A 24,888-nucleotide genomic window follows, 5' to 3' on the forward strand; every position below is an offset into this window, starting at 1 on the left:
TCAGAGTGGGTTATTTTCCTGACATAATCCGCTTGGCGCAGGGCAACATTATAGGTACACAAGGTGGAGGTGTCTCTAGTCAAAACGGACTTGGCCGTTTTGTAGGTGTAGGTAGGGAACGGTAGGAGTGATTGCTGGTGATCCGACAAAACAAAAGAAAATGGATGGGAAGTCTCCTTCTCCTCATCACGGCGATTGTCGTGAGTTCCACCCCGTTCCGCGATCTGTCCTCCTTTCCCCGTGAATTGCGTTTGATGGAAGGGTCCCTCGAGCAGCTGCGGGTCTCTGTGCCGGTAATGGGCACGCTAATCAATAGCAATCCTGACATTTTGCACGTCAACGGGACAGAAGCGCGTGAGGTATCCGTTGATTTGAGCAGACCTATGTCCGTTGAACCGCGCAGGGCTGGGGAAGCCCAATTGCAGGTGAAATGGCATAACATTCCGCTGACTGCTGTAAAAGTAAATGTATTGCCAGATCTGCGGTTGTACCCTGGTGGGCAATCAATCGGGGTGAAGCTGCAAACAGCGGGAGTCTTGGTTGTCGGTCATCATTTAGTAGACGATGGTAAAAGCAAGTTTTCTCCAGGTGAACAGGCAGGCGTACACGTTGGTGACATGATTATCAAAATGAATGACATGTACATCAATGACATGAACGACGTGAAGAAAATGATTAATGAAACGGGAAAAAAGAATCATTCCGTGCAACTCCTCGTCGTTCGCGGAAAAGAAAAGCTCACGCTCACTTTGAACCCAGCTAAGGACAAAAAAGACAGTGAATATCGAATGGGCCTCTATATTCGGGACTCAGCAGCAGGAGTAGGGACACTGACCTTTTATGATCCGAATTCCAAAGCGTACGGGGCATTGGGGCACGTCATTTCCGACGTAGATACTGGTCAAGCGATTGTAGTAGGAGATGGCCAGATCGTGCAAGCTAGTGTCACGTCCATTGAAAAAGGACAAAGCGGCAATCCAGGGGAAAAGTTTGCGCGCTTCTACAATGAGAGTGAAGTGCTCGGGAATATAACCAAAAACACCCCTTTTGGCATTTTCGGTAAAATGAAGGGCGAACCCAAACGTAGCTATTACGAAGAACCATTACCGATCGCGCTAGCTGAGCAGGTAGAGGAAGGGCCAGCCAAAATTTTGACGGTTGTCGAGGGACAAAAAGTAGAAGAGTTTGATATTGAGATCGCAAACGTGGTCAAGCAGCATTTTCCTGCTACAAAAGGGATGATCATTAAAGTGACGGACAAACGTCTTTTGGAAAAGACGGGCGGCATCGTACAGGGGATGAGCGGCAGTCCCATCATTCAAAAAGGGAAAATCGTCGGTGCTGTTACACATGTGTTCGTCAATGATCCAACTTCGGGATATGGGTGCTACATTGAATGGATGCTTCAGGATGCAGGTGTGAATGTACGCGGTACCGCTGAATCCCGTACAAATACGAGCAAGGCTGCCTGAATGAAGAGAGAGAAGAGAGCCGTCACGCGTACGAAGCGAGGCGGTTTTTTCGATTTTTGGAGTCCTTTGTCGAAATATCAGTTAAATCATTCAATCTTTCGTCATTGGCAGGAATGAATTTTGCTTTGTCGAATTATTTTTAGTAGAGAAAAGATGGTATGGATTAATCCTTTTAGATTTGTTAACTTCTAGACGCCACCTTCTTTCCAAAAGACCGTCCATTGTTAGGAGGAACGACCTTGAGCAAGATTGAAGTGTTGTTGGCAGATGATAACCGTGAATTTGTAAATCTGTTAGAAGAGTACATCAGTAGCCAGTATGACATGAATGTTGTAGGTGTTGCTTACAACGGCAATGAGGTAGTCCGACTACTGCAGGAACGTGTACCCGATGTATTAATTTTGGATATCATCATGCCACATCTGGATGGCTTGGCTGTTTTGGAGCAAATTCAGGCCATGCGCTTAAGTCCCCAACCTAAAATTATCATGTTGACTGCTTTCGGGCAGGAAGAGATTACGAAGAAAGCAGTAGAGCTGGGAGCAGCTTACTACATTTTGAAACCGTTTGATATGGAAGTGCTTGCACAACGCATTCGTCAAATCATTACAACAAAGCCGGCATCTTCTTTTGTTACTTCGGTGAAACCGCAAGCTACCTTGCAGATTCGTGGACGCAATTTGGACGCGAGCATCACCAGTATCATTCACGAGATCGGAGTGCCTGCGCACATCAAGGGCTATTTGTATTTGCGGGAAGCGATTACAATGGTGTACAACGACGTCGAGCTGCTCGGATCAATCACCAAGGTCCTGTATCCAGACATCGCTAAGAAGTTCAATACTACGGCTAGCCGCGTAGAGCGCGCCATCCGTCATGCGATTGAAGTGGCTTGGTCCCGTGGTAATTTGGATTCCATCTCCAGCTTGTTTGGTTATACGATTTCCAATACGAAGGCGAAGCCGACCAACTCCGAGTTTATTGCGATGGTGGCGGACAAGCTGCGGATTGAGGCGAAGATTAGTTAAAGCCGCGTCATTACTGCGTTTTTGAACGGTGGCTAATCGGTCTGTTTCCGTAAATTCTGCGACAATTTGCGGGGATGTTCGGATAAACTTAACCACTGTCTTTACGAAAAAATGCGTTCGTGTCACCTCCATAAAGTACGCAATTTACCGGAAGTATCGTTGAGAAGAGCATTAACCGAATACACTTTCGAAAGCAAACGTTACCTGAATTGGGTGACGTTTCTTTTTATATAGACCGGAACGCGCAAACCCGCGCAGTTATCACGTTTGGGAAAACGAGCTTAGTCCGAGGACGAGAATTAGGGGAGCCACGCTTATCTCCCTCTCCATTTGATGTCATAATCATATCTCGACATTTTTTCATTAATCCTGTTAAACGACTTTAATAAATACTAACACCGTGTAATCGAATTCGTCCGGTTCACATGAAAGAGATGTTATTTATGGTAATATTAGTTAAAAACGGAAGGTGCGTGCCATGAAACGGTCATTGTACATACTCACAGCTCTCATGATACTAACGGGATGTAGTGAGTTTAAAGATACGAACGGAAACTTGGAATCTTTACCGGAGAGTGTCAAGGAGAGCATAGAAGCGGGAGGGACGGAAACGCCCGCATCGAATAGCGAGCCTGCAAAACCAGCGCATGCACCAGCCGAGCCGGAATTCACCATCAAGTCCATCGCTGGAAAACCAGAAGCCGATGTTACAGCACTCCTCGGCAAGCCTATCGCGACAGAAACCGGAGAGTGGACGTCACTTTCGACGGAAGAGAAAACACCATTCGTTCGTCATACGTACAAAACGGATGTAGGCGAGATAAGCGTCATGTTTATCGAAGAAGTCGCGGCCAGGATTGAGGTAAAACCGGTTGAGACGTTCAAGTACCCGGCTGACGCTATAAAAGCGATGCGTGCGGCTGGGCTGACGATTGAGGACGGACTGGAGCCGGAGAGTATTGCGCCACATTTTCTTGACTTCGGCGGGATTGACGGAGTTTATGCGGTTCGTGTGGTTAAAGACCTCGAAGGAAATTCGGAGAATATCGGATATGTGAAGATTGTTACGGAGAGCAGGTTCAAATAAAATAAGCAAAAGAAATAAGCGCCACCTAACTGGGAAGCGATTATTTTCATTTGAAGTATGCTCAAAGAATTAAGCAGGCGCAGAAAAATCCGAGCATCAAAAATCAACTTTGACTTTAGTGAGGTGTTAGCGTCTGTTTACAGTAGTAAAACGGACGTATTTTTCTATCATTGCCAGTGAAGTATGCCCAAGGAGTCTCATCAAAGATATGGGGTCCCCAACTTAATGGCTCCGTAGTGCCTGTACGTATGGGGCGATACTTGCGCGCCGAACTGAGAAATCCATAAGTAATCGTAATCGCCTACATTCATGTATTTGTGTGACCCTCTACTATGCTTGTGCAAGTAAATACTATTCTTATAATGTATTGTGAGAAAATTAGGTATAATAGGAATGGTGATTTTTATTACAAAGCTGGTTCTTATGTGGAAAGAGGGCTGATCATGAAAGCTGTTCTATTCGTCGTGGCAGGAATTAGTCTATTATGGGTAGCATTTTCTAGCGGGTTTTTAACACTTGTGATCGATCTTCTTTCATGGTTGCTCAGCTACTGGTTCCTCATAACTATTGGTTTTACACTAGTAGGCATCATCTACATTTTTTTCGATCGAAGACAAATAAATAGAAAGTCAAAAAAATATGATTCGCAATGAGTCTCAGTTGATTCGGAGGAAAAAGTGATTAGAAAAATAATAATTGCGCTAGTATCATCAGTCATTATTTGTTTGTCATTCGCTTTCGTAAACTATACGCCAGAAACCGAACGTGAATCTAACGTTCAATATTTTTCATTCTCCAGTTTGGTGATGATTTATCTGGTTTATGCGACTCCTGTTTATCTTTTGTTAGGCGTTCCTTTTTCAATCCTCATTGAAAGGATCAAAAGAAAAATAAAGATTTCACATTCGTTATTTATGTACTTTTTTGAAGTTTCCGTTTACTTGATTGCTGGTCTCTTGGCAACTTTTATTTTCTTGCTTGTGCTGTCAGAAGGAAGGATATTTTCAAATCCGAGAGATGCTGGAGGATTTTTCTTGCTTGGAGGAATCGCTTCCTTCCTTTATTATCATCTGTATATGTTGAGTTATCTTGTTAAACGGAAAGAAGAGTAATATAAAAGATAGCGAGTAACGGGGATATCATACGAAGCGGAAAAGAAAGGCAATAACGGTGTTAAACGTTACTGAAGTTGGTAACGTTTCTTTTTTGTCTTAACAAAAGTGCCGTATACTCTTGCTCGATTCAGACTCCAATATGTAAAATAGAAAACATACGACAGAAAATCATACTACTAAGAGCGAGGCAGGTGCTGTGAAGTGCGTAATTTAGATGAAATTCTTGCATATAACCGCGAATTTGTGACCAACCACGAATACGAAAAGTACCAAACCACCAAGTTTCCTGATAAACGTCTGGTCGTGCTTTCTTGTATGGATACACGTTTGGTTGAACTGCTGCCGAAAGCCATGAACATGCGCAATGGGGATATCAAGCACGTAAAAAGCGCCGGGGCGATCGTGTCCCATCCTTTTGGGAGTATCATGCGCAGTATTCTGATCGCGATCTATGAATTGAATGCAGAAGAAGTGATGGTTGTCGGTCATTATGACTGCGGGATGAGTGCGATCGACAGCAAACGTACGATGGAGAAGATGCTGGATAGAGGGGTATCGGCTCAAACGTTTTCCACGCTTCAACATGCGGGCATCAACTTGCATAAATGGCTGCACGGATTTGATCGTGTAGAAGATAGTGTGAAAAATAGCGTCGAAACCATTAAAAAACATCCGCTCCTCCCACCGAATGTGGACGTACATGGTCTGCTTATTGACCCGGTGACGGGAAGATTAGACGTCGTTGTGAATGGGTATGACCGAACAGAAGACAGTGAATGATCCTCACATTGTCCCTATGTCACGAAAAACATTTCTCAGGAAAATGATGAAATGGGTAGGTGGACTGCTTGGGCTGGGCATGGGGACTGGTTTGTACAGTTATGGATGGGAGCGCAAGTGGCTCGACGTTGTACGCGTGTCCATCACGATATCTGGCTTGCCTGAGGGCTTTAAGGGAACCAAGCTGATACAGTTCAGCGATGTACATCTGGGGCATTATTTTGCATTAAAAGAATTACAGTCAGTGATAGAAGTGATCCAAAGCGAAAAGCCGGATTTGATCTGCTTCACAGGCGATATGGTTGATGAAGTGACCCGTCCTCTATTCGCCGCAGTTTCGCTTTTCAGCCAGCTCCAGACACCGTTAGGCAAATACGCCGTTTTGGGCAACCACGATTATCGAGCAGGTGAACAACAAAGTGTTCGCGAAGGATTGATCGCGTCTGGATTCGAAGTGCTGGACAATCGGCACGTGGTCGTGAATAGAAATGGTCAGCAGCTATATATTGCAGGAGTCGATGACATTTTACACGGTGTACCGGATCTTCCGCGAGCAATGAACAATATTCCGGCGGAGGGAACGGTCATCCTGTTGGCGCACGAACCTGATTTTGCTGATATCGCCTCAGAGCATCCCGTTCATCTGCAATTGTCCGGTCACAGCCATGGTGGACAGGTGCGATTGCCTTTCATCGGTCATCTCTTGGCGCCACAGTACGGGCGCAAATATGTGCAAGGACTGTATCAGGTAGGTCGCATGGCGTTGTACACCAACAGAGGATTAGGTACGACGATCTTGCCTGTTCGTTTATTTTGCCGCCCGGAGCTAACTGTTATCACCTTGCAATGATTCTTTGTTAATAGTGCTCCTTAATCCATTGGACGAATTGCTGAAAAGCATCGTCCTCTTTTTTTGGATGCAGATAGGCGATGAGCGTCGGGCGAAGTAATTCACCATTCGCGAAATCATACGCAACCAATCTTCCGCTCGAAAGCTCTTGTTGAATGGTTCTTTCCGGTAGGATCGTGATGCCCAAATTACGTTCCACCATTTTTTTAACAGCATTGAAGCTATCCAGTTCCATAATCATATTCGGAAAAACGCCTTGCTGCGCGAGGTAGCGGTCGATCCGTTGGCGGTAAGGAGCGGTGTGATTCCCGAAAACAATCATTTCTTCCGTTCCCCACGCATGAAAGCCTGGAAAACCACTCGCCCAAGGATGACCGGGGGCCATAACGAGCAGGAGCCGATCGCTGGGGAGGAATTCCTGATGAATGTGCGGGTGATACATTTCGCTTCCGAGAAAGGCAATATCAGCTGTCCCTGTTAGTAGGGCGCTAAGAGACTCCTCGTACAAGGTAGAGCGTACATAACAAGTAAAACCCGGATGACTCATCCGATATTCACCGATCAGTCGCGGCAGCTCATACGCGACAAAAGCTTTTCCCGCAACGATGTTCATTGATTGGTGCTGTTCCTTCTCTTGGATAAAGGAACGCATTTGCTCTACGATATTCGTAGCTACGGGTAACAAACGTCGTCCTTCGCCAGTAAGACTGACTCCAGAGGCCGTACGAACAAAAAGGGCACATCCAACCTGGCGCTCCAGCTGCTTCAATCGGTGCGTGAGTGTCGATTGAGCCAAAAATAATGCTTGTGCAGCGCGGTTAATTGATCCGTGACGAGCAATCGTCAAAAATACCTCAAGACTTTCCAGGTCCACTGATAGTCTGCCTCCTATCGGAATTCTCGATAACTAGTTATCTATATTCTATAACAAGGATGACAAACATTGGAATATGATTAACGCAGGAGGTGTTCCCAATGAGTAGTCATGAGGAGATCAAACAAGCTGTACAAAAGCAGTTCGGAAAAAATGCAGAGCAATACGTGAAAAGTAAGACTCACGCAACAGGCAGCGACCTGGAACTAATCGTGCAGTGGATGCAGCCAGCAGCAAACTGGCGGGCATTGGATATCGCCACGGGAGGTGGGCACGTAGCGAGGACATTGGCTCCACATGTGAGCTTGGTCGTCGCCACGGATTTAACTCGCCCGATGCTCATGGCTGCCTCTGCTGCCAATCGGCAAGCGCTTGTAGAAAATGTGCTGTATGTTCAGGCGGATGCAGAATCTCTGCCATTTTTAGACGAATCGTTTGAGATCGTCACGTGCCGTATCGCTGCTCATCATTTTCCTGATCCTGCTGCTTTTGTTCGTGAAGTGAGTCGAGTGCTTACCCCGGGTGGATTGCTTCTCTTCATCGATAACGTTTCACCTGAGGAGCCATCACTCTGTGCATTCGTAAATGAAGTAGAAAAGAGACGTGATCCCAGCCATGTTCGTTGTCTCTGTATAAGTGAATGGCGCGCTTTGTTTGAGGCCAATCATTTATTTGAGCAAAAGCAGCAACTACGCAAAAAACAATTTGCCTTTTTACCATGGGTACAGCGAACTTCCGAATCACCTGAGCAGGAAGCGGCCGTTGAGAAGATGCTGCTGGAAGCTACAGACGAACAGAAGGCATACTTAGGACTTACCGTTGAAGAAGGCAGAGTGCTGACCCATCAGATAGATGAATGGATGGTTCTGTGTAATAAAAGAGGAGGCAAGGAAGACGATGACCAAAAAGCATGAATGGATTGGACTTGACCATGTACAATTAGCAGCACCAGTAGGATCGGAGGACGTAGCACGCAGGTTTTTCGGGGAGCTTTTGGGAATGAGAGAGGTTCCGAAGCCAGAGAAGCTTCGCGTCCGAGGTGGCGCATGGTTTCAGTGTGGCGCCCAATTGATTCATATCGGAGTAGAAGAGGGATTCATACCCGCGAAAAAAGCCCATCCTGCGTTCATCGTGCAAAACATTGGCTCGCTCATGGAGCACTTGCAGGATAATGGGGTATCGATTCGGATCGACGAAGAAATCCCGCATCTGATTCGCTTTTTCACTGAGGACCCATTTGGAAATCGACTGGAGTTCATGGAGGCGAAGCAGGAATGACAATCGATTTTCACGCAGAGAAAAACGAGTTGAGCTATACAGGCAGAACCGCGGACAATTCATGGAGTGAGACCATTTTGTCTCTTGTCAATCCCGTGGGAAAAAACATCGTGGATATAGGATCTGGCGGCGGGATATACAGTAAAGCTTGGGCGCAGCTAGGTGCTGCTACTGTCACGGGAGTAGATTTTTCACAAGTAATGGTACAAGCGGCGAAGGAGCATTGCGCAGACGATCCTGCCCTTTCATTTGTCCAAGGTGATGCACGAGCTACAGGCTTGCCCAGTCATTGTGCAGACATTGTATTTGCTCGTGCCTTGATTCATCATTTGCCAGAACAGGACCTGCAAGCATTTTTTTCAGAAGTAATCCGGTTATTGGCACCGGGTGGAATATGCCTGATACAAGATCGGACGATTGAAGATGTCAAAAAGCCAGCCTCACCAACGCATTTTCGTGGCTATTTCTTTACCCGATTCCCCCGTCTGCTCACTGTAGAGCTGGCACGCCGTCCGGAAGATGGAGCAGTGCAGACCGCCATGAAGCTCGCCGGACTTGAGCAGGTGGACAAGTCAGCTTTATGGGAAACAAGGCGTGAATATGAGACCTGGTTTGACTTGGAAGAGGATCTGCTCACTAGAAAGGGCCGCTCGATCCTGCATGAATTGACCGATGATGAACTGGCAGATCTCGTTCATACCATTCGTGACCACGTAACCGGGCAAGAAAAAATAAAAGAGCAAGATTGCTGGAGTATATGGATAGGCAGAGCAACATGTGGCACAATAAAAGGTAAATAATTGTGAAACTTTTTGTTCACAAATTTGGATATGCTTGTCTCATAATACGTGAAGCTATATAATAGAATTGCCATTGTATTCCGGTTTGCGTCATCTTGGTGAAGGAGTTGTCGTTTATGAAAATCGTTTTATTTGACATCCTGATGTTTATCTTCACATTCTTTATCGCTTGGGGCTGTTTGAACTCCATCAAAGCGAAAAACACGTTTGCAATCTTATTTGGCTTTGTATCTTTGGTGGTTTTCCTGTTTTGCGATGGTTTGATCATTTACTACCTGGTCAAGGGTGCGTAGATTAAACTGAAAAATGTTTTGCCTGAAGAGGCTGTGTGATTGTTGCACAGCCTCTTTTTCATGTCTTTTTTTTGCATGCAGCTAGGAAATATTTAGCATACTAAGGGCGGAGGTGGAAAAGTGGGCAAACAAAAAGGTTCTGCAGCACATTCATACACGGCTGTCGTAGCGGCCGATCTGAAGACGAAGCAGCTGTGTAAACGTCTCCACTCCCAACAAATCGCCATCATTGATCACCCTGACGTTGATGAAATCGCTGCACTGGCTTTGCTGGAAAAAGGAGTAAAAGTCGTTCTGAATCTGTCGATGTTTATGACGGGGCAATATCCGGCAGAAGGAGCTCGTCGGCTTCTGACGTCCGGTGTCACGCTCTATGAGGTATTGGATGTAGATGTCTCGCAATCGTTCATTGAATGGATTGAGGGACGATATGCGACGATACGCGAAGGCAATCTGTATGTTCATTTGGAAGAGAAATGGGTGCATGTTTGCCGACTGCAGCAGGTTACCGTTCAATCCGTTTTGATGAGATGGAAAGAAGCTCACGAAAAGCTAGATGACACACTGTCTTTGTTTATAGACAATACACTTTTGTACGCGAGCAAGGAAAAAGACCTGTTTTTACAACCAGTTTGCCATGTGCGATTACATACGAAAATGGAACAGCGACACGTGGTGGTCGTCGTCCGCGGGAAGCATTACAAAGAGGATTTATTGACACTATCCTCCTACATTCGTGAATATCGGCCTGTTTTGATTGGCGTCGATGGTGGTGCAGATGCTCTCTTAGACGCAGGGTATCGACCGGATTTGATTGTGGGTGATATGGATAGCGTTTCAGACAGAGCACTCCACAGCGGTGCAGAGATTGTCGTCCATGCTTTTACTGATGGGACAGCACCTGGAATAGCTCGGGTTAAAGCTCTCGACTTGCCATATCATGTGCTGCCAGCGCCAGGTACGAGCGAAGATGTGGCGATGCTGTTAGCGTACGAGAAGGAAGCAGAATTGATTGTCACGATTGGTGCCCATACGAGCATGATTGATTTTCTGGAAAAAGGGCGCAAAGGCATGGCAAGTACTCTATTGGTCCGCACAAAAATTGGCACGAAGCTAATCGATGCCAAAGGAGTCAGCCACCTCTATCGACCGAGTGAGTCGCGGAAGCTGTGGGGATGGTGTGTTATTGCTATGCTTGTCCCCGTCTCGGCAGCACTCATCATCAATCCGATCGCCCGTCATGCTGCACAGATGATTTGGACCCAGTGGCGAACCTGGACATTTTAGGGGAAGTTCAAAAAGCCGTCTTTTGAACAGTACTTGCAGGGAGGTTTACATGATACCATTCCGCTATCATCTCATATCGCTGGCTGCCATATTTGTCGCGCTTGGGGTAGGTATATTGCTAGGAGGTACGGCAGGACATTCGTGGTTTGCGCAAGGCGCGAAAGGGATTCTTTCCAAAATGGAAGTAAAATATGATCGTGCCCTGAAAAGCAACCATGAATTAAAACAGCAAATGAACCGACTACTCCAGGAATTTGAGCGCAACAACGAAGAGGTAGTCCAGCTCATGAGCATTCGCTATATGGATGAACTGGCGGGAAGCAAGGTATATGTCTGGCAGGAGAATGGCAAAGTTACGGAGCAGATCAAGCGGCTCTTGCATTCGGTAGGCATGGAAGTGATTTCTCATCAGGAGGGAAACAGCTGGGAAGATGGATTGCTTTTGGTTGTAGCCCGGCGAACACCACTCTGGCTTCAGGAAGATAAGTCGAATTCCTGGATACAGATCGAAGCGGTGCCTGACTCACCTGCAAAGCAATGGGCAGTTTTGGAGAAAGTGCAGAGAAGATTAACAGAAAGGAAGGGCTCGCGTGAAAAAAGTTAGTGTCGTCATCCCGGCGTACAACGAAGCGGCTTCTATCGGCGCTACACTTCGAGCGATCCGCGAACGCTTTTTTTGTGATGAGCTGATCGTTGTTGATGATGGCAGCCAGGATGAGACGGCTCATCTAGCCAGCAAGTGGGCTGACATCGTGATTCGTGCGCCACGCAATCAAGGAAAAGGGGCTGCCGTTCAAGCGGGTTGGCAGCGTGCCAATGGGGATGTGGTGATGCTGCTCGATGGAGATTTGCGAGACAGCGCAGCAGAAGCCTCTCATTTACTTACGCCCGTGCTACAAGATACCTGTGACATGGCCGTGGCTGTCCTTCCGCCTCCGCAAGTAAAAGCAGGCCTGGGATTGGCAAAAGGCTTGGCCCATCATGGTATTCGGATGCTGACAGGCTTTGAATCACGAGCTCCTTTATCTGGGCAACGGGCAATACGCAGAGAGCTTCTTGACCGTTTGGGGAGTCTGGACAAAGGATTTGGCATTGAAGTGGGGCTCACTGTCGATGTATTGCGGGCAGGGTATCGTGTACTAGAGGTCCCTGTCTTTTTTTCGCACCGTGAAACGAAAAACGATTGGGCAGGCTTCTGTCATCGAGGGAAAGAGTTCATTGCGATCAGCCGAGCGCTAGGCTGGAAATGGTGGGAGGGGCAGGAGTGGAAACGAAGATCATGATGCTTATGCTTCTCTTTGCAATGGTCATGCCTCTATTGCTTGAACGACCCGTGCAAAAAATCGTCTCACAGAAGCTCCAAGCGTTGGGGATGAATCGTTTGAATTACCGTGGAGACACCGTGTTGACCGCTTGCGGTCTGATTCTCGTGTGTTCTGCCACCTTATCTGTTCTCGTTCTCGAAGTGTTACTGTTGCTCACAGGCGCTACCCCTGAGATATTTCTGCACGGTTTTTTACTGATGGCGGGGATGAGTGCAATGGCGTACTGGGGATGGCGTGACGATCGCGCATCTGACCCTGAAGCGAAAGGCTTTCGTGGACATTTTGGCATGCTATGGCGAGAGCGGCGAGTAACGAGCGGCATATGGAAGTTGATCGGAGGATCGAGCACCGCTATTTGCATTTCGCTGTTTTTATCGGACTCGTTATGGACATGGGCTGTTTCCTTTGGTTTGCTTGCACTCTCTCCCAATATCATTAACTTGGTTGATTTACGACCTGCACGAGCGATTAAAGTGTTTTGGTTTCTGATCTCACTGGCGGGAGCTGGTAGTCTGTGGACAGTAGAAGTCACTGCGGGTGTGGCAAACTGGATTTTTTTGATACCAGTCATACTCGCAAGTATTCTCATGTTTACGTATGACGCTGGCGGCAGAATGATGCTTGGGGACACGGGGGCGAATGCACTGGGATTTGTAGTGGGTTATTCCTTTGTGATGGGGACCCCCACGTATGTGCAGGTGAGCATGCTCGTGGTTTTCATCTTCATGCAGGTTGCGGCCGAATTTTATTCTTTTTCGCGTGTCATCGAGCGGGTCAGTTGGCTACAACGACTTGATGAGTGGGGAAGAACTGCTGATGCTGATCAAGAAAAAAACCAGACGGGTTCGTCCGGTTTGGTCTAGTCCTCGTCATCTGGTTCAGGAATCATGAAACGGGGCTGTACGCGATTTTTTTTGCGCTCGTGATGCAGAATAAATCCGGCAATAAACCATACAGGGATGGCAAAAGCCAGTATGCCCATAATGAGTTTTCCCCATAAAAAGCTAACATCAGGAGAAGCAGAATAGAAAAAAGCGTCACGGATCAGCTTGATGCCGTACATGGCGATTGCCGCCGGGATTACCATAATTAAGAGTGCAATGATCTTCTGAAAAACCACGGGTGGTTCACACCTTTCTCTAACGCTGAACAACCTTAACTTCTACAGCATGGTCTTTTCATCATATCGGATGCATACTGCCTTGTCCACCGTACCCGTTGCACATGAACGAGCGCACGTTAGGGAAGAACGCCTGTCCATCAACGATTTGTTGGAGTACAATGGTAACGAGTAAGATCGTAATGAGGTTGTTCAACTTATTGAACACGCACGTAAAGTGAGGGGTCTCTCGCATGCACAAGCTGCTCATCGTTGGTGCTGGACGTGGTGGAACGGCACTCCTGCGTATGCTAAACCAGATGGACCGATTAAAAATCGTTGCCGTCGTCGATCAACGGTCGGACGCCCCAGGCATACAGCTGGCCCGATCATTGGGGATTCCCGTCGATCAAGATTACCGGCCTTATTTGGATGAGGATCTGGATGTTATTTTAGAAGCAACAGGGGACCTGGGAGAGTATGAGCATCTCAGGCAGTTAAAGAAGGATCAGACAGTACTCATCCCGGGGACGTTTACCCGAATCGTCATGAAATTGATCCGGGAACGTGACAAGCTGATTGCGGTTTTGATGCAAAATCAGCGGGAGCGGGAAACGATGCTGGACTCCACGCATGACGCGATTATCGGGGTCAATCGCCAAGGAATTATTACGTTGTTCAATAAGGCAGCAGAACGATTGATGGGCATCGAGGCGAGCGAAGTGCTGGATACAAAAGTTTCGGAGCGTATACCGAACACCCGGTTACATATTGTATTAGAGACAGGCTCATCCGAATTGAATCAGGAGCAAATCCTGCAGAATCAGACGCGGATTATTACAAACCGTGTACCCGTTCGCAATGATCGAGGTGAGGTTGTTGGAGCAGTCGCCATTTTTCGCGATATCACGGAGATCATGGCCTTAGCCGAAGAAGTGACGAACCTGAAGGAATTGCAGAGTATGCTGCAAGCCATTATTCAATCATCGGATGAAGCGATATCTGTCGTCGATCAATACGGAAATGGACTCTTGATCAACCCTGCCTATACGAGACTTACGGGCTTTTCGCAAGATGACATCATCGGTAAACCTGCTACGGTAGACATCTCCGAAGGGGACAGCATGCATATGCAGGTCCTGAAGACGAAGAGACCAGTCAGAGGCGTTCCCATGAAATTGGGGCCAAAACGCAAGGACGTCGTGGTCAACGTCGCACCTGTCGTAGTCGATGGGGAACTGAAAGGTAGCGTCGGTGTCATTCACGATGTCTCCGAATTCAAGCGCCTGACAGAAGAGCTGGAGAAAGCTCGACGTATCATCCGCAATTTGGAGGCAAAATATAGCTTTGCCGATATTATTGGCTATAGCGAGCCCATGCAGCAAGCGATCGAGCAAGCCAAAAAAGCTGCGTTAACACCGGCAACCGTACTTCTTCGTGGGGAATCAGGTACGGGGAAAGAATTGTTTGCCCACGCCATACATAATGCAAGTGAACGAAAATACAACCAATTCATCCGGGTCAATTGCGCAGCTATTTCAGAGAGCTTGCTTGAAAGTGAGCTATTTGGTTATGAGGAAGGCGCGTTTACTGGGGCGCGGCGAGGTGGAAAGCGCGGACTGTTTGAGGAAGCGAGCGGTGGTACGATCTTTTTGGACGAGATCGGCGAGCTTTCGATGAGCATGCAGGTCATGCTTTTGCGCGTTTTGCAGGAGCGGGAGGTTGTCAGAGTCGGAGGAACGAAGCCGATTCACATCGATGTTCGCGTGATTGCAGCTACGCATGTGAACCTGGAAGCAGCCATCGGTTCGGGACGTTTTCGTGAGGACCTGTACTATCGTCTCCATGTCGTGCCGATCCATATCCCTCCGCTCAGACAGCGCTTGGAAGATATTAAGCCAATTGCCCTGCACCTGTTGCGCAAGGCCAATCTGGAGTACGGGCGAAATGTTGAAGAATTGCATGGGGAGACGCTGCGGATGCTCCTGTCTTATCACTGGCCGGGCAATGTTCGCGAGCTGGAGAATGTACTGGGCAGGGCGATGATTCATATGCGGATCAACGAGAGGATCATTTTGCCGGAGCATCTGCCTCCTCTGGAAAGAAGAATCGTTTCGAATGAAAATGACGTGGCACAGCATGAGGCTTCGAGTGGTACCACGTTAAAAGAAGCGGTGGAAAAAGCAGAACGCCAGCACATTTTAAGGGAACTGGCAGCAGCGAAAGGAAATCGAACAGTTGCGGCCAAACGCCTCGGCATCGCGATCCGGAGCTTGTACTACAAGATGGAAAAATTGGGCATCATGGATGTGCAGGAAGAATAATACATAACTACGCAAAAACTTGCACGCAAAATCTTGCGTGTGTATGCAAAAAAATGCACACTTGACGTTGGGGTGCAAATTCCACGTTCTTGTAAATAAAGCGCTTTCATTAGATTGGTTATGTTGGCATGACTTTTGCATATACATCTTGGCGGGAAATTCTCCAATTGGAGCCCACTGTTAAGCCAGCTTGCATAAGCGGAAAACGAAAGATACTAGGGAGGTTTCTTCAGTGAACATCTTTGATTACATGCAAAAGTACGATTACGAGCAATTGGTATTTTGCCAGGACGAAAATTCCGGGTTGAAAGCAATCATTTGCATTCATGATACGACATTAGGACCAGCACTTGGCGGTACGCGTATGTGGCCGTATAAAACAGAAGAAGAGGCGATTGTAGACGTTTTGCGTCTTGGTCGTGGAATGACTTACAAAAATGCCGCAGCAGGTCTCAATATTGGTGGCGGTAAAGCAGTTATCATCGGCGATCCTCGCGAGCATAAGAGCGAAGAGCTGTTCCGTGCTTTCGGCCGCTATATCCAAGGGCTAAATGGTCGTTACATCACTGCTGAAGACGTAGGAACAACGGTAGCAGACATGGATATGATCCACTTGGAAACAGATTTTGTAACAGGTGTTTCTCCTGCATTCGGTTCCAGCGGCAATCCATCTCCAGTAACAGCTTACGGTGTATACCGCGGAATGAAAGCTGCTGCGAAATTGGCTTTTGGTTCCGACTCTCTCTCCGGTCGCGTAGTAGCCGTTCAGGGCGTAGGAAACGTAGCGTACAATCTGTGCCGCCATCTGCATGAAGAAGGTGCGCATTTGATCGTAACGGACATCAATCAAGAAAACGTAGATCGTGCAGTGAACGATTTCGGTGCCAAGGCTGTGGGTGTAAACGAAATCTTTGGCGTAGAGTGCGATATCTTCTCGCCTTGCGCATTGGGTGCGATCATCAATGATGACACCATTCCGATGTTCAAAGCAAAAGTCATTGCAGGGGCTGCTAACAACCAGCTGAAAGAAGAGCGACACGGTGACCAAATTCACGAATTGGGTCTGATCTATGCACCTGATTACGTAATCAATGCAGGGGGCGTAATCAACGTGGCGGATGAGCTGCAAGGCTACAACCGCGAGCGCGCACTGAAAAAAGTAGAAACCATCTACGATAGCATCCTGAAAATCTACGAAATCGCTGAACGTGACGGCGTGCCATCCTATAAGGCAGCTGACCGTATGGCTGAAGAACGCATTGCAAGTGTTGCAAGATCCCGTAATACTTTCCTGCAAAACGGCAAGACTGTTTACAAGCGCTAATCGTGCATTTTCTATAAGCTTCATACCCCTTTGGCCGCTCTTTCCTGGAGGGCGGTCAAGGGATACATAAACCGTTTTCTTTGAATATTCATATTCTCGTAAATAAGTAGGCTAGCTTTCCTCATGAAAGGAGAGATCGTTGTGTCTCAGGAGTTTGATCTAGTCGTCCTCGGTGGAGGTACCGGCGGCTATGTAGCGGCAATCCGCGCTTCCCAATTGGGAATGAAGGTAGCGATCGTGGAAAAAGAAAAGCTAGGTGGTACGTGCTTGCATCGTGGCTGCATCCCGTCCAAGGCTCTTTTGCGCAGTGCAGAAGTATTCTCCACCTTGAAGGAAGCTGACAAATACGGTGTCTCGGCTGGTACTGTAGGCTATGACTTCACGAAAATACAAGAACGAAAGCAAGGCATTATCGACCAACTTCACAAAGGCATTCAGTACTTGATGAAAAAAGGCAGTATTACAGTCTTTGAGGGCTTTGGAAGAGTGATGGGGCCATCCATTTTTTCTCCGCAGGCAGGTGCTGTACGCATTGAGAAGGAGAATGGCGATCAGGAAATGATCGTTCCACGTTTCCTTCTTCTTGCTACAGGCTCTCGCCCTCGCACACTCCATGGCTTGGTCATCGACGGCTCCTATGTGGTAACCAGTGATGAAGCATTGCAGTGGGAGCAATTACCTGCTTCTGTTGTCATCGTTGGTGGTGGTGTAATCGGGATCGAGTGGGCGTCTATGCTAAATGATTTTGGTGTAGAGGTTACCGTTGTGGAGTACGCCGACCGTATATTGCCTTTTGAAGATGAAGAAGTGAGCAAGGAATTGGCTCGTCTCTTGAAAAAGCGCAAAGTCAATATCGTGACAGGAGCGAAGGTGCTGCCTGAATCGTTGGAAAAAGGCGAAGGCAAAGTCTCTATTCAGGCCGAAACGAAGGTTGGAGTCCAAACCTTTGAAGCCCAAAAAGTACTCGTCTCTGTAGGACGCCAAGCGAATGTAGAAAACATCGGACTGGAAGCAACAGAAATCAAAGTCGAGCGCGGCGTTGTCGTGGTGAATGAATTTTTCCAGACTGCAGAGTCGCATATATATGCTATTGGTGATGTGATTGGTGGTTTGCAACTGGCTCATGTAGCTTCGCATGAAGGAATACTTGCCGTTGAACACATGGCAGGACAAAATCCGCACCCAATGGATTACACCAAGGTTCCGAAGTGTACGTATAGCCGACCAGAGGTCGCAAATGTCGGGCTCACTGAAAAAGAAGCAAAAGAACAAGGCTACGATGTCAAAATCGGGAAGTTCAGCTTTAAGCCGCTGGGTAAAGCACTTATCCACGGTGAGAATGATGGTTTTGTGAAGTTGGTCGTTGATGCCAAGACGAATGATTTATTAGGGGTTCACATGATCGGTACACATGTGACGGATATGATTTCTGAAGCGGGCTTGGCTCGTGTACTGGATGCGACCCCGTGGGAAATCGGTCAAACGATTCACCCGCATCCATCTTTATCGGAAGCGATCATGGAGGCAGCGCAGGCTGTCGACGGAAAAGCGATCCACAATTAGCAAGGAGGGTATGTAACGATGACAACCAAGCGGCATGAGCAAGTGGGATTAACCGATGCGCAAGTCCTTGACATGTATTATTACATGCTATTGGCCAGAAAAATTGACGAGCGCCAATGGCTGTTGAATCGTGCGGGCAAAATACCGTTCGTCATTTCCTGCCAGGGTCAGGAAGCAGCTCAGGTGGGTGCTGCTTTTGCGCTGGAAACAGACAGAGATTACTTGTGCCCGTATTATCGCGATCTTGGTTTGGTGCTCGTCTTTGGGCAAACTGCACGTGATTGCATGCTATCTGCTTTTGCGAAGGCAGAAGATCCGAATAGTGGCGGAAGACAGATGCCAGGTCACTTCGGTGGCAGAAAGTACAATATTTTGACGGGTTCCAGCCCGGTGACGACGCAGGTGCCTCACGCAGTCGGTATGGCATTGGCAGGTAGAATGCAGCAAAAAGATTTTGTTGTCTATACCTCATTTGGCGAAGGCTCCAGCAACCAGGGGGATTTCCACGAGGGCGCCAACTTTGCAGGTGTTCACAAGCTTCCGGTCATTTTCTTCTGTGAAAACAACAAATACGCCATTTCAGTTCCGTTGAAAAAACAACTGGCATGTGAAAGTGTAGCAGAACGTGCGATCGGCTATGGCTTCCCAGGATTCAGTGTAGATGGAAACGATCCGATTGAAGTATATCGAGTCATGAAAGAAGCAGTAGAACGTGCGCGCAGCGGTCAAGGACCGACGCTGATCGAAGCTGTGATGTATCGACTTGTTCCGCACTCCAGTGACGATGATGATCGCGTGTATCGTACGAGAGAAGAAGTGGAAGAAGCGAAGAAAAAGGACCCGCTAATCGTTTTCGCCGCTTATTTGAGAGAAATCGGTCTCTTGGACGAAAATACGGAAGCAGATATGCTTGCCCGCGTGCAGCTAGAAGTGGACGAAGCCACTGAGTACGCAGAAAACGCGCCATATCCAACACCAGAATCGACGATGACACACGTATACGGGGAATAAGGGGGGATCTTTCATGGCAGTCATTTCTTTTATTGATGCAATTACAATGGCGATGCGCGAAGAAATGCGTCGCGATTCCAATGTGTTTATCCTCGGAGAAGACGTTGGCGTGCGTGGAGGGGTTTTCCGTGCGACGAACGGTTTAATTGAAGAGTTTGGTGAGGAGCGCGTGATCGATACACCGCTGGCTGAATCTGCGATTGTCGGTGTCGGTATCGGTGCCGCGGCATACGGTATGCGCCCGATTGCGGAAATCCAGTTTGCAGACTTCATCATGCCAGCTGTGAACCAAATTGTGAGTGAGGCTGCGAAAATGCGCTATCGCTCCAACAACGACTGGCATTGCCCGATCACTATTCGCGCCCCATTCGGTGGTGGGGTTCACGGTGCACTTTATCACTCTCAATCAGTGGAAGCGATGTTCACCAATACCCCTGGATTGAAAGTAGTAGCACCTTCGACACCGTACGATGCAAAAGGCTTGCTAAAAGCAGCGATTCGCGATGAAGATCCGGTCCTCTTTTTCGAGCACAAACGCTGCTATCGTTTGATCAAGGGCGAAGTGCCTGAGGACGACTATGTGCTGCCGATCGGTAAAGCGGACGTTAAAAGAGAGGGGACAGACATTACCGTCATCTCCTACGGCTTGACTCTGCACTTCTGCCTGCAAGCAGCTGAAAAGCTCGCACAGGAAGGGATCAGCGCGCATGTTCTTGATTTGCGTACACTGTATCCATTGGACAAAGAAGCGATCGCGGAAGCGGCTTCGAAGACTGGCAAGGTATTGATCGTACACGAGGACAACAAAGAAGGCGGCGTCGGCGGTGAGGTAGCTGCGATTGTAGCAGAGCATTGTCTGTTCGATTTGGATGCGCCGATCAAACGCCTTTGTGGTCCTGATGTGCCGGCTATGCCATACAGCCCGCCGATGGAAAAATACTTTATGCTAAACCCGGAAAAAGTATTGGAAGCAATGCGCGAGTTGGCCAACTTTTAAGGCGAGGAGGACCAAGGATCATGGCAACGAAAGTACTTATGCCCCAGCTCGGAGAGAGCGTGACCGAGGGCACCATCAGCAAATGGTTGGTCAATGTAGGCGATACGGTCAAGAAATACGATTCCCTGGCTGAAGTGACAACGGATAAAGTAAACGCAGAAGTTCCTTCCACTGTTTCAGGTCGCGTAACAGAAATCGTCGTGCCAGAAGGAGAAACAGTCGCTGTCGGCACATTGATTCTATATATAGAAGAAAGTGGTGCGGAAGGTGGATCAGCAGCGTCTGTTAGCACAACAGAAGCAGCAGCTCCACAAGCACCAGTAAGCGAACAGCCAAAAGCAGCAGCTCCGGCTGTATCCGTTCAGCAAGCGCCGAGCGGTGAAGGGCCAAAACAACGCTATTCACCTGCTGTTGTGATGCTATCGCAAGCACACGGTATCGATTTGTCACGCGTCACAGGGACAGGAGCAGGCGGGCGTATTACACGTAAAGATGTGCAAGCCATTATTGACGCAGGTGGCCAAAAGCCAGCTGAGGCAGTGGAGGAGCCTGTCGTGACAACTCCCGTGGCAGCAGTGGAAGTATCTGCGCCGGTTTCAACACCAGCGCCGACAGTCCCAGCTTCGACTCCGGCTGTTCAAGCAGATATTCCGGTTGCAAGTGGTGATCAAGTCGTGCCTGTAACGTCTATTCGTCGTACTATCGCGAACCGGATGGTACAGAGTAAGCATGAAGCTCCACATGCCTGGACGATGATTGAAGTAGACGTGACGAATCTCGTTAACTTCCGCAATCAGGCAAAAGGCGAGTTTGCAAAAAAAGAAGGGCTCAATCTCACTTTCCTGCCGTTCTTTATCAAAGCGGTAGTCGAGGCATTGAAAGAATACCCAATGATCAATTCCACATGGGCGCATGACAAAATCATCGTGAAAAAAGACATCAACATCTCCATTGCAGTAGCAACCGAAGATGCTTTGTATGTTCCTGTCATCAAGCACGCTGACCAAAAATCGATTCTAGGCATCGCGAAGTCAGTCGATGATCTGGCAGCGCGCACCCGTGCAGGGAAATTGACGATGGATGACATGACCGGCGGGACCTTTACCGTTAATAACACGGGCTCCTTTGGATCTGTTTTGTCCCAACCGATTATCAATGCGCCACAAGCGGCCATTCTTAGTGTCGAATCGATTGTGAAACGTCCTGTGGTGATTAATGACATGATCGCTGTGCGTTCAATGGTGAATCTCTGCATGTCCTTGGATCATCGCGTGCTGGATGGCCTGATTTGCGGACGATTCCTGCAAAGTGTCAAGCAAAAGCTTGAGAACGTAGGTCCGGATACCAAGCTGTACTAGTGATCGCATAACAAAACCAGGTCAGAATGAACTGCACCCCAATTGTTAGACACACTTAACAGTTGGCGGTGCAGTTTTTTTGTCTAAGTTTACTGCAACAGATAAATTATCAGCTGTTCTTCGCTATTTGTACGGCGCAGAGACTCATGCTTCTATTGCTAAGTCTATCGGTACACACAAAAGCATGGTTGGAGTATGGGTGATGCAATACGAGAAACACGGTGCAGAAGCGTTTATAACATCATATACAAGGCACTCCACACAGTTTAAACTAGACGTACTTAATTACATGAAGAATCATGGGACGTCTCCGAATGAAACTGCCGCCATTTTTCAAATCTCCTCGCCTCGTTTATCAGGCTAAAAAATTTTCCAATTCGCTCGTTACGCATGTAACTTTTTTGGAGACTTCCTCGTCTTAGCAATTGGAGCCAGTATGTCTCTTTGAAAAATAGAAGAGATTCCCACCAAATAGCATTTGTGGTAGACTGGTAGCGACCTGCTAGAGAGATTTTCCAGATTATCGGTAAATATGGGAGGAAAAACATGGAGAAAAGTAAAAAAGCACTACCAATAGTACTAGCATCAGCGCTGGCCGCTACACCGTTTGTATCAATGCCGCAGCAAGCACATGCTATTGAAAAATTGTCTGTAGAAGCAGACAACGATGGTGCAGGGAAAGAAAGTGACTACACCATTGAATTCAAGCTAGAAGAAGACCTTGATAGCGGAGAAACGATTACGATCGAATTCGATTCCGATTTCGACATCGACGATAATATTGATAGCGACGATATTGATGCTAGCTTTGATGTGAAGAAAGTAACCGTTGATGGAGACGAAATTAAAATTAAGACGGATGAGAGTTTAGATTCGGGCGATAAAATTAAGATTAAGATAACGAGCGGTATCACGAATCCTGACGACAAAGGTTCCTACAGTGTAAGCGTAGAAGCAGGCGATGAGAGTTCGGATTCGGAAGATGTAGAAATCAAAAAAAGCAGCTCTAGCAGCAGTAGCAAGTCGAGCAATGACTACAGCGTATCGTTGAGCAGCAAAGCAGCTGGAGAAAAAATAAGCCTCAAGCTAGGTAAAATCTCGCTTAAAGGTAGTGACGAGCTGGAGTCAAACACCACGATTACAGTCACTTTCCCAGATAAAGGCATGCTTCCATCGAGCATCGATGAAGAGGATGTAAAAGTAAATGGATATACTGCGAAATCTGTCAGTGTAAGTGGCAGCACAGTAGATATCAAAGTTCCGAATAGTGCAGACGCTGATGATTACATCACCTTGGAATTTGACAAGTCTGCTGGAATCGAGAATCCTGATTCCGGAGACAAATATGTTTTTAAAGTAAAATATGATGGGACTACATACGAGTCAGAAGATGTTGAAATTACAAAAAACGGTTCCAGCTCAAGCAGCGCTTCTGACAGCTTTACCGTTAACTTGTCTGATCCGGGTGCAGGGGCTCGCACCAGCTACACGTTTGATGCTGATTTCGGAAGCAAAGAGTTGAAGGCAGACGGAGAACTGGTTTTGGAATTCCCGTCGTCTGACATGGTACCTGGAATTTTGACTGCATCAGACTTCTTGCTCAATGGGAAACAAGCGAAGAAAGCAACAGCAGCTGGGAATAAAATTGCTTTGGTAGCGCCAAGCAACTTCAGTGCGAATAGCAAAGTGAAGGTTGAAGTGACGTACGGAGCATGGATTTCGAATCCAAAATCAGCTGGTAGCTATACATTGAAGGCTACGGTTTCCGGCAGAACCTTGGAATCCAAATCCTTCAGCATCGGAGGCTCTTCTGTTAACCCGACGCCAACCAACCCGACAACTACTGTACCTGTTCCGAATACTGCTACGAACAACAGCACCGCAACGATTGCATTGACGCAAAATGCAGTGGGCAAGCAAACGGGTGTAAACGTAGCAATCAAAGGACTGGGCGTTGGTCTGCAAAAGCAACGTGACTTCATTGAGGTCGTATTCCCGGTTGGTTACAAGGTACCAGCTTATATCGCGCCAAATAACATTTCTGTGAATGGTGTGGCTGCGAATTTCGTTGCTGTTCGTGGACAAAACGTTCTGATTTATCCGTCTCAGGACATCCCTGCAGCAACTAACGCAAATATCGTGATTAATGCAGCAGCGAACATCATCAACCCTGCAGTGAAAAACACATATAGCATCAGCGTATTTACTTCGGAAGAGAGAGGCTTGCTGTTTGCTCGCGCAGTTGGTGTAGGAATGCCATCCCCAGCTCAGCCGAAGCCTGCAACACCTGCAAAACCTGCAACGCCTGGAGCAAAAACCCCGCAACAGCAGCAAAAGCCATCAGCGGGAATTCCTAAGAATTCGGCTTCTTTTCAAGTGAATAACGCCAAATTCACGTTACATGGAAAAACGTATCCTCTGAATGTAGCTCCATACATTACGGATAAAACGACAATGGTTCCAGCGCAATTTTTTAAAGAAGCTCTCGCTCTGACTACACAATGGAACAATACAAATGTTGCTGTTGTTAGTGGAACCAAGGTAGTGAAATTTACAGTTGGATCGAAAACAGCAAAAGTAGGCAGAACAGACGTTCAACTACCAACACCTGTTGTTCTCAAAGACGGAATGCCAATGGTTCCAATCCGTGTGGTTACAGATAATCTTGGCTACACAGTCGGCTGGGATGACGATACTGACAGCGTATACGTATACAAATAAAATCAAGCTGGAACAAACGATAAACCCCTTCTCGATTGTAAGTCGGAAGGGGTCTTTATTCGTTTGTCCATCACTTGTTTATTGAAAGTAAAAAAACGTTGGGACGATGAGTGAGAGAATTAGAATGCCGATCAGTATTTTTGCAAAGAGCGATTGATGTCTCATCCTATTCTCACCTCCTTTCAAGGTAGAGGAAATGATCAGGTGATTCTGTAAGTGGCTGTGCTAGAATGAAGGGAAGAAATCATTGGCTTTCATTGTCTGCCCCTGTTGAAATTGTACCGAATTGTAGCCAATGAGAC

Annotated in this window: 23 protein-coding genes; 21 read left to right on the plus strand and 2 right to left on the minus strand. The window is 47.3% G+C overall.

Going from position 1 to position 24,888, the window contains the following annotated elements:
* Positions 1-137: 137 nt before the first annotated feature.
* The 6 genes from spoIVB (at position 138) to AB1L17_RS05170 (ending at position 6,332) form a co-directional block, all read left to right on the plus strand.
* Positions 138-1,472, plus strand: a complete 1,335-nt coding sequence (gene spoIVB / locus AB1L17_RS05145; protein ID WP_412843554.1) for a SpoIVB peptidase — start codon at positions 138-140, stop codon at positions 1,470-1,472.
* A gap of 239 nt (positions 1,473-1,711) precedes the next feature.
* A complete protein-coding gene (gene spo0A, locus AB1L17_RS05150) occupies positions 1,712-2,500 on the plus strand; it encodes a sporulation transcription factor Spo0A (RefSeq protein ID WP_412843555.1) in 789 nt (262 codons plus the stop codon).
* A gap of 478 nt (positions 2,501-2,978) precedes the next feature.
* Entirely contained in the window at positions 2,979-3,587 is a 609-nt protein-coding gene (locus AB1L17_RS05155; RefSeq protein ID WP_412843556.1) for a lipoprotein, read from the plus strand.
* A 677-nt stretch (positions 3,588-4,264) separates the two neighbouring features.
* Entirely contained in the window at positions 4,265-4,699 is a 435-nt protein-coding gene (locus tag AB1L17_RS05160) for a hypothetical protein (RefSeq protein WP_412843557.1), read from the plus strand.
* Between the two features lie 204 nt (positions 4,700-4,903).
* The gene (locus tag AB1L17_RS05165; RefSeq protein WP_412843558.1) at positions 4,904-5,482 is read left to right on the plus strand and encodes a beta-class carbonic anhydrase; all 579 of its coding nucleotides are present in this window, start codon (positions 4,904-4,906) and stop codon (positions 5,480-5,482) included.
* The gene (locus AB1L17_RS05170) at positions 5,457-6,332 is read left to right on the plus strand and encodes a metallophosphoesterase (protein WP_412843559.1); all 876 of its coding nucleotides are present in this window, start codon (positions 5,457-5,459) and stop codon (positions 6,330-6,332) included. Before AB1L17_RS05165 ends, AB1L17_RS05170 begins: the two co-directional genes overlap by 26 nt.
* A gap of 7 nt (positions 6,333-6,339) precedes the next feature.
* Here AB1L17_RS05170 and AB1L17_RS05175 read toward each other — a convergent pair whose 3' ends face one another.
* Positions 6,340-7,206, minus strand: a complete 867-nt coding sequence (locus AB1L17_RS05175; RefSeq protein WP_412843560.1) for a LysR family transcriptional regulator — start codon at positions 7,204-7,206, stop codon at positions 6,340-6,342.
* A 101-nt stretch (positions 7,207-7,307) separates the two neighbouring features.
* On the opposite strand from AB1L17_RS05175, the gene AB1L17_RS05180 reads away from it, so the two are divergent.
* From AB1L17_RS05180 to AB1L17_RS05215, 8 genes are all read left to right on the plus strand, one after another.
* Positions 7,308-8,120, plus strand: coding sequence for a class I SAM-dependent methyltransferase (locus tag AB1L17_RS05180; protein WP_412843561.1), 813 nt, complete (start codon positions 7,308-7,310; stop codon positions 8,118-8,120).
* Positions 8,104-8,484 carry a VOC family protein gene (locus AB1L17_RS05185; RefSeq protein ID WP_412843562.1) on the plus strand — a complete coding sequence of 127 codons (381 nt, stop codon included), beginning with the start codon at positions 8,104-8,106 and terminating at the stop codon, positions 8,482-8,484. Before AB1L17_RS05180 ends, AB1L17_RS05185 begins: the two co-directional genes overlap by 17 nt.
* Complete coding sequence (locus tag AB1L17_RS05190; RefSeq protein ID WP_412843563.1) at positions 8,481-9,284, plus strand: class I SAM-dependent methyltransferase; 804 nt, start codon at positions 8,481-8,483, stop codon at positions 9,282-9,284. The genes AB1L17_RS05185 and AB1L17_RS05190 overlap by 4 nt, the downstream gene beginning before the upstream one ends.
* Positions 9,285-9,400: 116 nt before the next feature.
* Positions 9,401-9,577 (plus strand): DUF2759 family protein, encoded by a 177-nt coding sequence (locus AB1L17_RS05195; RefSeq protein WP_412843564.1) that lies wholly within the window; start codon positions 9,401-9,403, stop codon positions 9,575-9,577.
* Positions 9,578-9,697: 120 nt separating this feature from the next.
* Positions 9,698-10,864: a putative cytokinetic ring protein SteA gene (gene steA, locus AB1L17_RS05200; RefSeq protein ID WP_412843565.1), complete on the plus strand. Its 1,167-nt coding sequence runs from the start codon at positions 9,698-9,700 to the stop codon at positions 10,862-10,864.
* Between the two features lie 49 nt (positions 10,865-10,913).
* Positions 10,914-11,468 (plus strand): copper transporter, encoded by a 555-nt coding sequence (locus AB1L17_RS05205; protein ID WP_412843566.1) that lies wholly within the window; start codon positions 10,914-10,916, stop codon positions 11,466-11,468.
* Positions 11,455-12,147: a glycosyltransferase family 2 protein gene (locus AB1L17_RS05210; RefSeq protein ID WP_412843567.1), complete on the plus strand. Its 693-nt coding sequence runs from the start codon at positions 11,455-11,457 to the stop codon at positions 12,145-12,147. Before AB1L17_RS05205 ends, AB1L17_RS05210 begins: the two co-directional genes overlap by 14 nt.
* A complete protein-coding gene (locus tag AB1L17_RS05215) occupies positions 12,129-13,052 on the plus strand; it encodes a UDP-N-acetylmuramyl pentapeptide phosphotransferase (RefSeq protein WP_412843568.1) in 924 nt (307 codons plus the stop codon). Before AB1L17_RS05210 ends, AB1L17_RS05215 begins: the two co-directional genes overlap by 19 nt.
* Here AB1L17_RS05215 and AB1L17_RS05220 read toward each other — a convergent pair.
* Complete coding sequence (locus AB1L17_RS05220) at positions 13,049-13,309, minus strand: DUF2627 domain-containing protein (protein WP_412843569.1); 261 nt, start codon at positions 13,307-13,309, stop codon at positions 13,049-13,051. The genes AB1L17_RS05215 and AB1L17_RS05220 overlap by 4 nt on opposite strands.
* Before the next feature lie 233 nt (positions 13,310-13,542).
* Here AB1L17_RS05220 and AB1L17_RS05225 point away from each other — a divergent pair, with 233 nt between their 5' ends.
* The 7 genes from AB1L17_RS05225 to AB1L17_RS05255 all read left to right on the plus strand — a co-directional run bounded on the left by AB1L17_RS05225 (position 13,543) and on the right by AB1L17_RS05255 (position 24,586).
* Positions 13,543-15,612 carry a sigma 54-interacting transcriptional regulator gene (locus tag AB1L17_RS05225; RefSeq protein WP_412843570.1) on the plus strand — a complete coding sequence of 690 codons (2,070 nt, stop codon included), beginning with the start codon at positions 13,543-13,545 and terminating at the stop codon, positions 15,610-15,612.
* Between the two features lie 232 nt (positions 15,613-15,844).
* Positions 15,845-16,936, plus strand: a complete 1,092-nt coding sequence (locus AB1L17_RS05230) for a Glu/Leu/Phe/Val dehydrogenase dimerization domain-containing protein (RefSeq protein WP_412843571.1) — start codon at positions 15,845-15,847, stop codon at positions 16,934-16,936.
* A 141-nt stretch (positions 16,937-17,077) separates the two neighbouring features.
* Positions 17,078-18,499, plus strand: coding sequence for a dihydrolipoyl dehydrogenase (gene lpdA / locus AB1L17_RS05235; RefSeq protein WP_412843572.1), 1,422 nt, complete (start codon positions 17,078-17,080; stop codon positions 18,497-18,499).
* Positions 18,500-18,517: 18 nt separating this feature from the next.
* Positions 18,518-19,510 (plus strand): thiamine pyrophosphate-dependent dehydrogenase E1 component subunit alpha, encoded by a 993-nt coding sequence (locus AB1L17_RS05240; protein WP_412843573.1) that lies wholly within the window; start codon positions 18,518-18,520, stop codon positions 19,508-19,510.
* Between the two features lie 13 nt (positions 19,511-19,523).
* Positions 19,524-20,507, plus strand: coding sequence for an alpha-ketoacid dehydrogenase subunit beta (locus AB1L17_RS05245; RefSeq protein ID WP_106652951.1), 984 nt, complete (start codon positions 19,524-19,526; stop codon positions 20,505-20,507).
* Between the two features lie 20 nt (positions 20,508-20,527).
* The gene (locus AB1L17_RS05250; protein WP_412843574.1) at positions 20,528-21,865 is read left to right on the plus strand and encodes a dihydrolipoamide acetyltransferase family protein; all 1,338 of its coding nucleotides are present in this window, start codon (positions 20,528-20,530) and stop codon (positions 21,863-21,865) included.
* A gap of 546 nt (positions 21,866-22,411) precedes the next feature.
* Entirely contained in the window at positions 22,412-24,586 is a 2,175-nt protein-coding gene (locus AB1L17_RS05255; RefSeq protein WP_412843575.1) for a stalk domain-containing protein, read from the plus strand.
* Positions 24,587-24,888: the final 302 nt, after the last annotated feature.

The sequence above is a fragment of the Brevibacillus jepli genome (assembly GCF_047229145.1).
Lineage (GTDB): Bacteria > Bacillota > Bacilli > Brevibacillales > Brevibacillaceae > Brevibacillus.